The following is a 13170-nucleotide window of genomic DNA, read 5'->3' on the forward strand; positions in this document are numbered from 1 at the left end:
AGTTAATTGCGTCACAGTGTGGAGAAAGAGATGGCTCGTCTGGCTGCATTTGATATGGATGGCACGCTTTTGATGCCAAACCACCATCTGGGTCATGAGACCCTTGCAACGCTGGCGCGTCTGCGTGAACGCGATATCACTTTGACGTTTGCGACCGGTCGGCATGTGCTGGAAATGCGGCATATTCTGGGGGCCATCTCAATGGATGCGTTTTTGATAACCGGCAACGGGACGCGCATTCACTCGCAGGAAGGCGATATGCTGCATCGCCAGGATCTGGACCCCGCCATTGCCGATCGCGTATTGCACCAGGCGTGGGATACCCGGGCCAGTATGCACGTATTCAACGATAACGGCTGGTTTACGGGGAGCGCGATCCCCGCGCTATTACAGGCGCATGTCTACAGCGGGTTCCACTATCAGATCGTGGATGTCAAACGTATCCCGGCCCACCAGGTCACTAAGATCTGTTTTTGTGGCGATCACGATGATCTGATCCGGCTGCGTATTCAACTGAATGAGGCGCTGGGCGAGCGGGCGAATCTCTGCTTTTCCGCTGTGGATTGCCTGGAAGTGCTGCCGCTCGGCTGTAATAAAGGTTCCGCGCTGGCGGTATTAAGCGACCATTTGGGGCTGTCGCTGACGGAATGCATGGCGTTTGGCGATGCGATGAACGATCGCGAAATGCTGGAGAGCGTGGGACGTGGTTTGATTATGGGCAACGCGATGCCGCAACTGATCGCTGAACTGCCTCATCTTTCAGTGATTGGCCATTGTCGTAATCAGGCGGTCTCTCACTTTTTAACGCATTGGCTGGATAATCCGCATCTACCTTATTCCCCCGAATGAGCGATCCTTTCCAGCAAGCCAGGCCCGTAAAGCCTGGCTTTTTTTATGCCGCTTAACGGACGTTCAGCAGTTGGGCTATTTCCGCCTGCCACGGCGCTAAATCGCCAATGTGATCGTTAACCCACTGGGGATTGTAATAGGTGTCGAGATAGCGTTCGCCGCTGTCACACAGCAGCGTGACGAGAGAACCGGTCTCTCCGGCGTCGCGCATTCTGGCCGCGATCTGCAACGTTCCCCACATATTAGTGCCGGTGGAGGCGCCCACTTTACGGCCCAATTGCGTTTCCAGCCAGTGCGCGGTCGCGACGCTGGCGGCGTCGGGTACGCGCAGCATTTCGTCCACCACATCCGGGATGAAGGAAGGTTCCACGCGCGGGCGGCCAATCCCTTCAATTTTGCTGCCCACCGGGCTGCGCAATGTAGCGTCGCGATTCTGCCAGTAGGGCAGGAAGACCGAGTTTTCCGGGTCAACCACCATCAGGCGCGTGTCATACCCATGACAGCGAATATAGCGGCCAATTGTCGCTGACGTGCCGCCCGTCCCCGCGCTCATCACGATATGCTTCGGCACCGGATTCGGCTCACGCTGCATCTGATGGAAAATACTGTCGGCGATATTATTATTGCCGCGCCAGTCGGTGGCGCGTTCGGCATAGGTGAACTGATCCATATAGTGACCGTTCAGTTCGTGCGCCAGTTGCTCAGAGGCGGCGTAAATCTCGCAGGCGCTTTCGACAAAGTGGCAGCGACCGCCATAAAACGCAATTTGTTCGATTTTGCGTTTTGCCGTGCAGGAAGGCATTACCGCGATAAACGGCAGGCCGAGCAGTCGGGCGAACCAGGCTTCGGAAACCGCCGTTGAACCGGAGGAGGATTCAATAATGGTCGTGTTTTCTTTAATCCAGCCGTTACACAACCCATACAGGAACAATGAACGCGCCAGACGGTGCTTCAGGCTGCCGGTCGGATGGGTGCTTTCATCCTTCAGGTAGATCTGGATGCCCGGAAACGCCGGTAGCGACAACCGGATCAGATGCGTGTCGGCTGAACGCTGATAGTCAGCGTTAATTTCATTAATGGCGTTTTTAACCCAGGTGCTATTCATCATTAATTTCCATTTGTCATTTTGTGCCCAGATTAGCGAAAAGCACGGAAAAAATTGTTGCCATTTCACCTTTAAAATAGAATGTAGGGAGAAAAATCTTCTCTGTGGGGTGGGTATGTTAGATAAAATTGACCGTAAGCTGCTGCTTTTGTTGCAGCAGGACTGCACCCTCTCTTTGCAGGCGCTGGCCGATGCCGTTAATCTGACCACCACACCCTGCTGGAAACGGCTGAAACGTCTGGAAGACGACGGCATTCTCCTCGGTAAAGTCGCGCTGCTGGACCCAGAGAAATTGGGCCTGGGGTTAACGGCGTTCGTACTGATCAAAACCCAGCATCACAGCAGTGAATGGTACAGCCGCTTCGTGACGGTGGTCACCGAAATGCCGGAAGTGCTGGGGTTCTGGCGTATGGCCGGGGAATACGACTATCTGATGCGGGTTCAGGTAGCAGATATGAAGCGTTATGACGACTTCTACAAACGTCTGGTGAACAGTGTTCCGGGATTGTCAGACGTAACGTCGAGCTTTGCGATGGAACAGATTAAGTACACAACCGCTCTGCCTATTGAATAATTCTCCCGGAAAATATTGCCGGAAATCATGTCAGGATATAACGCGTGCGATTATTTGCTCAATTAAGCTGGTACTTCCGTCGGGAGTGGCGTCGCTATCTCGGCGCCGTGGCCTTGCTTATCATTATCGCTGTCCTTCAGTTGATCCCGCCCAAAGTGGTCGGGATCGTTGTGGATGGCGTCACTGCGCAACATTTCACTACCGGTCAGGTATTGATGTGGGTGGGCACGATGGCCATGATTGCGGTAATCGTCTATTTGTTGCGCTATGTCTGGCGCGTGCTGCTGTTCGGCGCCTCTTATCAACTGGCGGTTGAACTGCGTGAAGATTACTACCGCCAGCTCAGTCGCCAGCACCCGGAATTTTATCTGCGACACCGCACCGGCGACTTAATGGCGCGCGCGACTAACGACGTCGATCGTGTCGTCTTTGCCGCCGGGGAAGGGGTGCTCACGCTGGTGGATTCGCTGGTGATGGGCTGCGCCGTGCTGATCGTGATGTCAACGCAGCTCAGTTGGCAACTGACGCTGTTCGCGCTGCTGCCTATGCCGATTATGGCGCTGATGATCAAGCGCTACGGCGACCGTCTGCATAACCGCTTCAAACTGGCGCAGGCGGCGTTTTCCAGTCTGAACGATCGTACCCAGGAGAGCCTGACCAGCATTCGCATGATCAAAGCTTTTGGCCTTGAAGATCGACAGTCGTCGCTGTTTGCGGCGGACGCGGAAGATACCGGGAAGAAAAACATGCGGGTAGCGCGTATCGACGCCCGTTTTGATCCCACGATTTATATTGCCATCGGCATGGCTAATCTGCTCGCCATCGGCGGCGGAAGCTGGATGGTAGTGCACGGTACGCTGACGCTTGGGGAACTGACCAGCTTTATGATGTACCTCGGGCTGATGATCTGGCCTATGTTAGCGCTGGCCTGGATGTTTAACATTGTGGAACGCGGTAGCGCAGCGTACAGCCGTATCCGCGCGATGCTGGCGGAAGCGCCGGTCGTCAACGACGGAACGGAGACGGTGCCGGAAGGTCGGGGAGCGCTGACGGTCTCCATTCGTGAATTCAGCTACCCGCAAACCGCGCATCCGGCGCTGGAAAATGTACAATTCCAGCTTGAGCCAGGGCAGATGCTGGGGATCTGCGGGCCGACGGGCGCGGGGAAAAGCACTCTTCTTTCGCTTATTCAGCGCCATTTCGATATTACGCAGGGGGATATCCGTTTTCATGATATTCCGCTGACGCGCTTGCAGCTTGATAGCTGGCGCAGTCGCCTGGCGGTCGTCAGCCAGACGCCGTTCCTGTTCTCCGACACGGTCGGCAATAACATCGCGCTGGGGCGCCCAAACGCGACGCAGGAAGAGATTGAACAGGTGGCGCGGCTGGCCAGCGTGCATGAGGATATTTTGCGTCTGCCTCAAGGATATGACACCGAAGTGGGCGAACGCGGCGTCATGCTGTCCGGCGGGCAAAAACAGCGCATTTCTATTGCGCGCGCGTTACTGCTCAATGCGGAAATCCTGATTCTGGATGATGCGCTGTCGGCGGTGGATGGCCGTACCGAACACCAGATTCTGCATAATTTACGCCAGTGGGGAGAGGGGCGCACCGTGATTATTAGCGCGCACCGCTTATCCGCTCTGACGGAAGCCAACGAGATTATCGTGATGCAGCATGGCCATATCGCCCAGCGTGGCGATCACGATGAATTAGTGCTGCAAACGGGCTGGTATCGCGATATGTATCGCTATCAGCAACTGGAGGCGGCGCTGACTGACGCTCCTGAAATCAACGAGGAGACGGCAGATGCGTAGTTTTGGACAGTTATGGCCGACCCTGAAAAGGCTGCTGGCGTATGGTTCGCCGTGGCGTAAACCGCTTGCCATCGCCGTGGTGATGCTGTGGATCGCGGCGGCGGCGGAAGTCAGCGGCCCGTTACTTATCAGCTACTTTATCGACAATATGGTCGCGAAGAGCCACCTGCCGCTGGGCACGGTCGCGGGGCTGGTGGCGGCGTACATTGGCTTACAGTTTCTGGCGGCGGGGCTGCATTATGCGCAGTCGCTGTTGTTTAATCAGGCGGCCGTCGGCGTAGTGCAACAGCTGCGTACTGATGTGATGGATGCCGCTTTGCGCCAGCCACTGAGCGCCTTTGACACGCAGCCGGTGGGGCAACTGATCTCTCGCGTGACCAATGATACGGAAGTCATCCGCGACCTTTACGTTACGGTCGTGGCGACGGTGCTGCGTAGCGCGGCGTTAATTGGCGCGATGCTGGTCGCCATGTTCAGCCTCGACTGGCGGATGGCGCTGGTCGCGATGGCGATTTTCCCGGCGGTGCTGGTGGTGATGGTGATTTACCAGCGCTATAGCACGCCGATTGTGCGCCGCGTGCGGGCATATCTGGCGGACATCAATGATGGCTTCAATGAAGTCATTAACGGCATGAGCGTCATTCAGCAGTTCCGCCAGCAGGCGCGGTTCGGCGAGAGAATGGGGGAGGCCAGCCGCTCGCACTATATGGCGCGGATGCAGACCCTGCGACTGGACGGCTTTTTATTGCGCCCGCTGCTCAGCCTTTTTTCCGCGCTGATCCTCTGCGGATTACTGATGCTGTTTAGCTTTACCTCGCGCGGCACCATTGAAGTCGGGGTGTTGTACGCTTTTATCAGCTATCTGGGGCGTCTGAACGAGCCATTGATTGAACTGACGACCCAACAGTCGATGTTGCAACAGGCTGCGGTGGCGGGGGAGCGCGTATTCGAACTGATGGACGGCCCACGCCAGGATTATGGTCGGGATGAGCGTCCGTTGCAGTCGGGCAGGATTGACGTTGATGATGTCTCCTTCGCCTACCGTGACGACAATCTGGTGCTGCAAAACATTACGCTCTCCGTTCCGTCGCGCAGCTTTGTGGCGCTGGTCGGGCATACCGGCAGCGGCAAGAGTACCCTCGCCAGCCTGCTGATGGGGTATTATCCGCTTACACAGGGAGACATTCGCCTTGACGGTCGTTCGCTGTCAACGCTGAGCCACGGGGTTTTACGTCAGGGAGTCGCGATGGTGCAGCAGGACCCGGTGGTGATGGCGGATACGTTCCTGGCAAACGTCACGCTGGGGCGCGATATTTCTGAGGAACAGGTCTGGCAGGCGCTGGAAACCGTGCAACTGGCGGAGCTGGCGCGTAGTCTGAGCGAGGGTATCCACACCCGGCTGGGCGAGCAGGGCAATAATCTGTCCGTCGGGCAGAAACAACTGCTGGCGCTGGCGCGGGTGCTGGTTGATACGCCGCAGGTTCTGATTCTGGATGAAGCCACCGCCAGCATTGACTCCGGTACTGAGCAGGCGATTCAGCAAGCGCTGGCGGCAGTGCGTGAACACACCACGCTGGTGGTGATTGCACACCGCCTGTCAACCATTGTCGATGCGGACACCATTCTGGTGCTGCATCGCGGGCAGGCGGTCGAGCGCGGTACGCATCAACAACTGCTTGAAGCGCAAGGGCGTTACTGGCAGATGTACCAACTACAGCTTGCCGGTGAAGAGCTGGCGGCCAGCGCGCGTGAGGAATCGCTCAGCGCCTGATGGCGCTGCGCTTATCAGGCCTACGGACAATGCGTTCTTGTAGGCCGGATAAGGTGCTTACGCCGCCATCCGGCAATCAACAATCTGGTGCAAAAATGTAACGTACCATGCACCGTTATAGTGCGTTTTTTCTTTTCCTTCCCCGGCCGCACCCTACAAGCCTGAATTATCCCGCGTTTTTCATTTCTGGCACACCCCTTGCAATATCCCTATCGTGAAGCGGCAGACATTATCGAATTCTGACAGGAGGGGATCTATGAAGCTGGTTACCGTGGTAATCAAACCGTTCAAACTGGAAGACGTCCGTGAAGCACTGTCTTCGATTGGTATTCAAGGGCTGACAGTCACCGAAGTGAAAGGCTTCGGGCGTCAGAAAGGTCATGCCGAGCTGTACCGCGGTGCGGAATACAGCGTCAACTTCCTGCCCAAAGTGAAGATTGATGTGGCGATTGCCGACGACCAGCTTGATGAAGTCATTGAGGTCATCAGCAAGGCGGCCTACACCGGAAAAATTGGCGACGGCAAAATTTTTGTCGCTGAGCTGCAACGTGTCATTCGTATTCGTACCGGCGAAGCCGACGAAGCGGCACTGTAACTCCTGGCACACAGTGATAGGGAACGAAAAGATGAAGATAGCAACGATGAAAACTGGCCTTGCTTCACTGGCTTTGCTTCCAGGTCTGGCAATGGCGGCTCCGGCGGTTGTGGATAAAGCCGACAATGCCTTTATGATGATTTGCACCGCGCTGGTGCTGTTCATGACCATTCCGGGCATTGCTCTGTTCTATGGCGGATTGATCCGTGGAAAGAACGTGCTGTCGATGTTGACGCAGGTTGCCGTCACCTTCGCGCTGGTCTGTATTTTGTGGGTTGTTTACGGCTATTCGCTGGCCTTTGGCGAGGGGAACAACTTCTTTGGCGACTTCAACTGGGTGATGCTGAAAAATATTGAGCTCACGGCAGTGATGGGCAGTTTCTACCAGTATATTCACGTTGCTTTCCAGGGCTCTTTCGCCTGCATTACCGTCGGGCTGATCGTGGGGGCGCTGGCTGAACGTATCCGCTTCTCTGCGGTACTGATTTTCGTGGTGGTGTGGCTGACGCTCTCCTATATCCCGATTGCGCATATGGTCTGGGGCGGCGGTTTGCTGGCTTCTCACGGCGCGCTGGATTTTGCGGGCGGTACGGTCGTGCATATCAATGCGGCGATTGCTGGTCTTGTGGGCGCTTATCTGATTGGCAAGCGTGTCGGCTTTGGTAAAGAGGCGTTCAAACCCCATAACCTGCCGATGGTTTTCACCGGCACCGCGATCCTCTATATCGGCTGGTTTGGCTTTAACGCCGGGTCGGCGGGCATGGCGAACGAGATTGCTGCACTGGCCTTTGTTAATACCGTGGTGGCAACGGCTGCCGCTATTCTGGGGTGGATTTTCGGCGAGTGGGCGCTGCGCGGTAAACCGTCTCTGCTGGGCGCCTGCTCCGGCGCTATCGCGGGACTGGTCGGCATAACGCCAGCCTGTGGTTACATTGGCGTTGGCGGCGCGTTGATTCTCGGTGTCGTTGCGGGGCTGGCGGGTCTGTGGGGCGTGACGATGCTTAAACGTCTGCTGCGTGTGGACGATCCTTGCGATGTGTTTGGCATCCACGGCGTTTGCGGCATCGTTGGGTGTATCCTGACCGGGATCTTTGCATCCACCACGCTCGGCGGTGTAGGGTTTGCCGAAGGCGTAACGATGGGGCATCAGCTGCTGGTACAGCTGGAGAGTATCGCTATCACCATCGTCTGGTCTGGCGTAGTGGCGTTTATCGGCTACAAACTGGCGGATATCACCGTTGGGCTGCGCGTACCGGAAGAGCAGGAGCGCGAAGGTCTGGACGTCAACAGCCACGGCGAGAATGCGTATAACGCCTGATCATCAACAGGCCGGAGGCGACGCTTGTGCGTCGCCATTCGGCCATTTTCAATTGCGATTGCGCATCACGCCTTCCTGAACGGTCGACGCGACCATCACGCCATCCCGCGTGTAAAACTCCCCACGAACAAAACCACGGGCGCTGGAAGCCGAGGTGCTCTCTACGCTGTACAGCAACCATTCGTTCATGTTGAAAGGGCGATGGAACCACATTGAATGGTCGATCGTGGCAATTTGCAGACCTTTCTCCAGGAAGCCGATGCCGTAGGGTTGCAGCGCGACGGGCAGGAAATTCAGATCGGAAGCATAACCCAGCAGATACTGATGAATGCGGATATCATCCGGTATCGTACCGTTGGCGCGGATCCAGACCTGGCGCGTCGGGTTCGCAACGTGGCCTTTTAACGGGTTGTGGAACTCTACCGGGCGGATCTCCAGCGGGCGGTCGCTGATAAATTTCTCTTTCAGCACGGGCGGCAGCAGATGCGCCAATGAACGGGCGATCTCCGTCTCCGATTGCAGCGTTTCCGGCGCAGGGGCGTCTGGCATGGTTTTCTGATGCTCAAATCCCTCTTCCGGCGCCTGGAAGGAGGCTGTCATATAGAAAATAGGCTTCCCGTTCTGGATGGCGGCGACGCGACGCGCGCTGAAACTGTTGCCGTCGCGCAGAACTTCCACATCGTAAATAATGGGCTTCAGGCTGTCGCCGGGGCGCAGAAAGTAGCTGTGAAAAGAGTGAACCAGACGTTGTTCAGGTACGGTCTCTTTGGCGGCATACAGCGCCTGACCGACCACCTGACCACCAAAAACCTGACGTAATCCTAAGTCTTCACTTTGGCCCCGAAAGAGTCCTTCTTCAATTTTTTCCAGATCTAACAATGACAGCAAATTATTCAGTGCCTGACTCATACGTGCTCTCCAGGTAACAACGGCGCCGAAGCGAGGTAGGCAGAGTATAACGCAATTTTGAAAGTGGTCCGATGGGTGCAATAGTCTGAATTACGGACTAATTCCAGGCAAAAATAAGTGAGATATGCCACACTTAGTCACGTTATGTCTTTGTTAACCACTCTTCCGGCGGGTAAAGCACCTCCCGCTGATGCATTGATGATAAGGAGAATTTAATGAAACTCGTGCACATGGTAAGTGGTTTAGCGGTTGCGGTTGCTCTGGCAGCCTGCGCAGACAGAAGCGCAGATATCCAGACGCCTGCGCCTGACCCAAATACTTCTGGCGTGGCTACACAGTCAACGATTCAGCAACCTAATGTCTCCGGTACCGTCTGGATCCGTCAGAAAGTGGCTCTGCCACCGGATGCCGTACTGACTGTGACGCTGTCTGATGCCTCACTGGCGGATGCGCCGTCGAAAGTGCTGTCGCAGAAAGCGGTGCGCACCGAGGGGAAACAGTCGCCATTTAGCTTTGTACTGCCGTTTAACCCGGCTGACATCCAGCCAAATGCGCGGATTCTGTTGAGCGCTGCCGTGACGATTAATGACAAACTGGTCTTTATTACCGATACCGTACAGCCGGTCATTAATCAGGGCGGCACGAAAGCGGATCTGACGCTGGTGCCGGTTCAGCAAACGGCAGTGCCTGTTCAGGCCAGCGGCGGCGCAGCGACAACCGTACCGTCAACGTCGCCGACGCAGGTGAACCCGTCTTCCGCCGTACCGGCGCCGACACAGTACTAAGCTCTCACAGGACAACCCTCTCCGGCCGGAGAGGGTTAATAAATCCAGCGATATCGTTGCATATCGATTTGCCCACTCCCCGAGACCACCACGCCTTCTGACAGTAACGCCTGACGTTGGCGTTGCAGGTCTGGCCCGGTCAGGGAGATGGCGCCATGACGATTCACGACCCGATGCCAGGGGAGGGTGCTGCCTTCCGGCAATCGTTTTAATACGCCGCCGACCTGACGCGCGGCACGAGGTGAACCGGCGAGGCGGGCGACGTCGCCATAAGTCGTGACAAACCCTTCGGGGATTGAGGCCACGATTTGCCAGACGCGTTGGGGGAAAGTGTCTTGTCTGTCCATCATTCATTCCTGCGATAATCTTCCAGCATAATCGTGAATCGCCGGGGAGTGAAGCCTCATTGCGCAAGAAAACAGCATCCGATATTGGATGGGTTGCATTTACAGGGGCCAGCAGTGATAATGCGCCTGCGCGTTGGTTAACAACGCTCTCAATGGGGGCTCTGTTGGTTCTCCCGCAACGCTACTCTGTTTACCAGGTCAGGTCCGGAAGGAAGCAGCCAGAGCAGATGACGTGTGTGCCGGGATGTAGCTGGCAGGGCCCCCACCCAATTCTGCCGTCCGGCAACCTCTTCATTTTCCTCCTCTTGTCATATTAACGTCATTATTTTGTCATCAAATGCTGGCAGAGTGTTATCGGGACGTTATTAATCAGTTTGTGCCCTGATATTCACGCGGTGACGATAGCTGTGTCGCACACGACGTGTTTTGCCTGTTTACAAGGACTCTTTACGATGGCTACTGCTGTACTAAATGTCAAAATCGATGAGACGTTAAAAGAGAAGCTTCGCCATTATGCCGAAGCAAATAATGAGAACTTAAGTATCACCACAGAAAAACTGCTGCTGATTGCATTTGAGGCCGCAGAAGAGGCGGGAGTCTCGGCGAGTGATATCGACAGTCAGCATACGGAAGAATCCGTGGATGATCCGCTTACTCCTAAAGAAATCAAAGCATTACGCAGATTACTCAAGAAGAAAAAATGAAACAACAACTCTCAATCGCCAGTAATTATGGCGAAGCCTGCGAATTACTGCGTTCCGGCTATGTGAAGCATGTTCGTCTTAACTGGAATGTTGGTAGTGATGAATTCTTTCGTATTGCCTCCGACTGGTGCGATGCCGGGGCAAAAATAAAGAAAGACGGCGAGAACTTCATTATTTCCCTGAAAGGTTTCCCCGTCCCACGCCAGCAATAAAACGACGATGACAGGCCATATTAGATAATTTTGCGTATTTTCCCTGCGCTGTTTTGTGAGCGCAGGTTGTCCCATATCGGCTGTAATGTCTGAAAAGCCGATCGCAGTGTTTCATCCGGCAGGGTGAACGGCATACGTAAGAAACGATCAAACGCACCCGCGAGGCCAAAACGCGTACCGGTGCCCAGTTGAATCCCTTCGCTTTCGGCGCGCGTTGCAAAGAGCGTGGCCAGCGTGTCGGGTAACTCCACCCAAAAAGAGAGCCCGCCCTGCGGCTGCCTGAAGCGCCATTCAGGAAAATGCGCGTGCATCAGTTCACAACACAGGTCGCGTCGTTGGGACAGCAACTGCCGTCTGTCAGGAAGAAAGCTGGCGGCATTATCAAGCAGCCAGCCGGTCGCTAACTGCTCCAGTACCGGCGATCCTAAATCAAACGTATCCCGGGTTTGTACCAGCGCGGCGATTGTCCGTGATGAGGCGCGAACCCACCCCAGACGCAACCCGCCCCAGAAACTTTTTCCTGCCGATCCCAGCATAATAATCGGCGCGTCGGCATTGTAATGCGCGAGTGGGGGCGGCGGCGGGGCGTTGTACCACAAATTAACCATCGTCTCGTCCACAACCAGCGTGGTATGCGTTCTGGCGGCAATATCCGCGACCGCTTGCCGCGTGGCGGCATCCATACAGCGCCCGGTGGGATTATGGAAATCCGGCATCAGATAAGCCATTCTCGGCGCGGTTTGCGCAATGGTCGCCATCAGACCGGCGGTGTCCCAACCCTGTTCGGGCAATGAGACGCCAACGGGGCGACAGGAGGCTCCCTGAATCGCGGCGATTGCGAGCGGGTAGGTCGGGTGATCCACCACCACGCGATCGCCCGGGCCCGTCAGGAGTCGCAGGAGCAGCGCCAGCCCGCTCACGGCGCCATTGACCACCATGATTTCATCAGGGCGGGTTGGCAAGCCGCGCTCGCAATAGTGCCGGGCGATAGATTCACGTAAAGAGAGCAGGCCTTGCGGCAGATACCCGGAACTCAGCAGATGCTGCGGCATTGCGCAAAGCGCCTGCTGGTAAGCCTGGTGAATTTCAGGGCCTGCGCTGAGCGCGGCGGTAGAGAGATCCAATGCCATATTGGCTCCACCGCGCGTGGGCACAGGGTGAATGGCATCCGGTAAGATCACCCGCGAGCCGCTACCCTGACGGCTTTCCAGATAACCTTCTTCCCGAAGTTGCGCCATTGCGCTGGCGACGGTGGTTCGGCTGATCTTCAATACGGCGGCCAGTTCGCGTTCGCCGGGCAGTCGGCTATCGAGCGCCAGTCGGCCATCAAGAATCAGCAGACGCAGGGCCTCCGCCAGCTGACGCCAGACAGGAGTACGTGAGGGGGTCTCCTGCCAGTGCCCAAGCAGGCGCTGAAGAGACTGGCTTCCATAGCGGCGTGATGACATAGCAGTCCACTTTTTTAAAACTGGACATTAATCATAGTGCCAATTGCGGTGAAGATGAAAGGTATCTGAACGGGGAGAATGGAAGAATGCTGCGTCGTCTGATTCAACTGTATACCGGTCTGGCTCTTTATGGCGTATCGACCGCAATGTTTGTGCGTGCGGACTTAGGGGCCGATTCGTGGAACGTTTTCCACCTTGGCGTGGCGAATTTGCTGTCAATGAACATTGGCATGGTGATTATTGCCGTTGGCGTGCTGGTGTTATTACTGTGGATTCCGCTGCGTCAACGCCCGGGCCTTGGCACCATCAGCAACGTGATCGTTATTGGGCTGGCGGCGGATGTTGCGCTGGCCGTACTGCCCGCTTTTGAGTCGTTGCTGGTCCGCAGTGTTCTGTTGATCTCCGCTGTAGTGGTCAACGCGCTGGCGACCAGCATGTATATTGGGGCCGGTTTCGGCGCAGGCCCGCGAGATGGCCTGATGACCGGGATTCACGCGCGCACCGGTTGGTCGATACGCGCCATCCGCACGGCGATTGAAATTTCGGTATTGCTGAGCGGCTGGTTGCTGGGGGGGACGCTGGGCGTCGGTACTGTATTGTATGCGCTGGCTATCGGGCCGCTGATTCAGATCTGCTTGCCGTGGTTTCGCTATCAACCCCGGCACGCATTCGGGTTCGTCATTCGCCCACAGCAGAGTAACGCGATGGCGACTAGACTTAACAACGACTGACGCGG

General features: G+C 56.2%; 12 protein-coding genes, 1 other RNA gene and 2 pseudogenes. 11 read left to right on the forward strand and 4 right to left on the reverse strand.

Annotated elements, in window-relative coordinates:
- The first annotated feature begins 30 nt into the window (after positions 1-30).
- Positions 31-849, forward strand: coding sequence for an HMP-PP phosphatase (gene cof / locus OGV50_RS06355; RefSeq protein WP_024130593.1), 819 nt, complete (start codon positions 31-33; stop codon positions 847-849).
- A gap of 52 nt (positions 850-901) precedes the next feature.
- Here the strand turns inward: cof and OGV50_RS06360 are convergent, their stop codons facing one another.
- The gene (locus OGV50_RS06360) at positions 902-1957 is read right to left on the reverse strand and encodes a PLP-dependent cysteine synthase family protein (RefSeq protein ID WP_101743911.1); all 1056 of its coding nucleotides are present in this window, start codon (positions 1955-1957) and stop codon (positions 902-904) included.
- A gap of 112 nt (positions 1958-2069) precedes the next feature.
- Between OGV50_RS06360 and decR the strand changes: the two genes are divergently transcribed.
- The 5 genes from decR to amtB all read left to right on the forward strand — a co-directional run bounded on the left by decR (position 2070) and on the right by amtB (position 8029).
- A complete protein-coding gene (decR, locus tag OGV50_RS06365; protein WP_012133534.1) occupies positions 2070-2528 on the forward strand; it encodes a DNA-binding transcriptional regulator DecR in 459 nt (152 codons plus the stop codon).
- A gap of 44 nt (positions 2529-2572) precedes the next feature.
- The gene (locus OGV50_RS06370; protein ID WP_112002128.1) at positions 2573-4345 is read left to right on the forward strand and encodes a SmdA family multidrug ABC transporter permease/ATP-binding protein; all 1773 of its coding nucleotides are present in this window, start codon (positions 2573-2575) and stop codon (positions 4343-4345) included.
- Complete coding sequence (locus tag OGV50_RS06375) at positions 4338-6116, forward strand: SmdB family multidrug efflux ABC transporter permease/ATP-binding protein (protein ID WP_286488389.1); 1779 nt, start codon at positions 4338-4340, stop codon at positions 6114-6116. The genes OGV50_RS06370 and OGV50_RS06375 overlap by 8 nt, the downstream gene beginning before the upstream one ends.
- Before the next feature lie 256 nt (positions 6117-6372).
- Positions 6373-6711, forward strand: a complete 339-nt coding sequence (gene glnK / locus OGV50_RS06380; protein WP_012133530.1) for a P-II family nitrogen regulator — start codon at positions 6373-6375, stop codon at positions 6709-6711.
- Between the two features lie 31 nt (positions 6712-6742).
- Positions 6743-8029, forward strand: a complete 1287-nt coding sequence (gene amtB, locus OGV50_RS06385) for an ammonium transporter AmtB (RefSeq protein WP_024130590.1) — start codon at positions 6743-6745, stop codon at positions 8027-8029.
- A 48-nt stretch (positions 8030-8077) separates the two neighbouring features.
- Here the strand turns inward: amtB and tesB are convergent, their stop codons facing one another.
- Positions 8078-8938, reverse strand: coding sequence for an acyl-CoA thioesterase II (tesB, locus tag OGV50_RS06390; protein ID WP_012133528.1), 861 nt, complete (start codon positions 8936-8938; stop codon positions 8078-8080).
- Between the two features lie 215 nt (positions 8939-9153).
- Between tesB and OGV50_RS06395 the strand changes: the two genes are divergently transcribed.
- On the forward strand, positions 9154-9723 hold the full coding sequence (locus OGV50_RS06395) for a YbaY family lipoprotein (RefSeq protein WP_012133527.1): 570 nt from the start codon (positions 9154-9156) through the stop codon (positions 9721-9723).
- Positions 9724-9758: 35 nt separating this feature from the next.
- Here OGV50_RS06395 and OGV50_RS06400 read toward each other — a convergent pair.
- A pseudogene (locus tag OGV50_RS06400) lies at positions 9759-10148 on the reverse strand (MGMT family protein).
- Positions 10149-10232: 84 nt separating this feature from the next.
- On the opposite strand from OGV50_RS06400, the gene ffs reads away from it, so the two are divergent.
- The 3 genes from ffs to OGV50_RS06415 all read left to right on the forward strand — a co-directional run bounded on the left by ffs (position 10233) and on the right by OGV50_RS06415 (position 10986).
- An RNA gene (gene ffs / locus OGV50_RS06405) (signal recognition particle sRNA small type) lies at positions 10233-10329 on the forward strand.
- A 193-nt stretch (positions 10330-10522) separates the two neighbouring features.
- Entirely contained in the window at positions 10523-10774 is a 252-nt protein-coding gene (locus OGV50_RS06410) for a hypothetical protein (protein WP_200091530.1), read from the forward strand.
- On the forward strand, positions 10771-10986 hold the full coding sequence (locus OGV50_RS06415; RefSeq protein WP_012133524.1) for a hypothetical protein: 216 nt from the start codon (positions 10771-10773) through the stop codon (positions 10984-10986). The genes OGV50_RS06410 and OGV50_RS06415 overlap by 4 nt, the downstream gene beginning before the upstream one ends.
- Before the next feature lie 20 nt (positions 10987-11006).
- Here OGV50_RS06415 and yczR read toward each other — a convergent pair whose 3' ends face one another.
- Complete coding sequence (gene yczR / locus OGV50_RS06420) at positions 11007-12434, reverse strand: MocR-like transcription factor YczR (protein ID WP_104868984.1); 1428 nt, start codon at positions 12432-12434, stop codon at positions 11007-11009.
- An 86-nt stretch (positions 12435-12520) separates the two neighbouring features.
- Between yczR and yczE the strand changes: the two are divergent.
- Positions 12521-13134: pseudogene (gene yczE / locus OGV50_RS06425) on the forward strand (membrane protein YczE).
- The last annotated feature ends 36 nt before the right edge of the window (positions 13135-13170 follow it).

Origin of the sequence: Citrobacter sp. CK180 (genome assembly GCF_030333655.1) — a bacterium.
GTDB classification, from domain to species: Bacteria; Pseudomonadota; Gammaproteobacteria; order Enterobacterales; family Enterobacteriaceae; genus Citrobacter_B; species Citrobacter_B koseri.

What these genes read in the sequence shown, in the direction of transcription:
- cof (WP_024130593.1), top strand. Translation starts at nt 31, where the DNA reads ATGGCTCGTCTGGCTGCATTTGATATGGATGGCACGCTTTTGATGCCA.
- OGV50_RS06360 (WP_101743911.1), bottom strand. Translation starts at nt 1,957, where the DNA reads ATGATGAATAGCACCTGGGTTAAAAACGCCATTAATGAAATTAACGCT.
- decR (WP_012133534.1), top strand. Translation starts at nt 2,070, where the DNA reads ATGTTAGATAAAATTGACCGTAAGCTGCTGCTTTTGTTGCAGCAGGAC.
- OGV50_RS06375 (WP_286488389.1), top strand. Translation starts at nt 4,338, where the DNA reads ATGCGTAGTTTTGGACAGTTATGGCCGACCCTGAAAAGGCTGCTGGCG.
- glnK (WP_012133530.1), top strand. Translation starts at nt 6,373, where the DNA reads ATGAAGCTGGTTACCGTGGTAATCAAACCGTTCAAACTGGAAGACGTC.
- amtB (WP_024130590.1), top strand. Translation starts at nt 6,743, where the DNA reads ATGAAGATAGCAACGATGAAAACTGGCCTTGCTTCACTGGCTTTGCTT.
- tesB (WP_012133528.1), bottom strand. Translation starts at nt 8,938, where the DNA reads ATGAGTCAGGCACTGAATAATTTGCTGTCATTGTTAGATCTGGAAAAA.
- OGV50_RS06395 (WP_012133527.1), top strand. Translation starts at nt 9,154, where the DNA reads ATGAAACTCGTGCACATGGTAAGTGGTTTAGCGGTTGCGGTTGCTCTG.
- OGV50_RS06410 (WP_200091530.1), top strand. Translation starts at nt 10,523, where the DNA reads ATGGCTACTGCTGTACTAAATGTCAAAATCGATGAGACGTTAAAAGAG.
- OGV50_RS06415 (WP_012133524.1), top strand. Translation starts at nt 10,771, where the DNA reads ATGAAACAACAACTCTCAATCGCCAGTAATTATGGCGAAGCCTGCGAA.
- yczR (WP_104868984.1), bottom strand. Translation starts at nt 12,434, where the DNA reads ATGTCATCACGCCGCTATGGAAGCCAGTCTCTTCAGCGCCTGCTTGGG.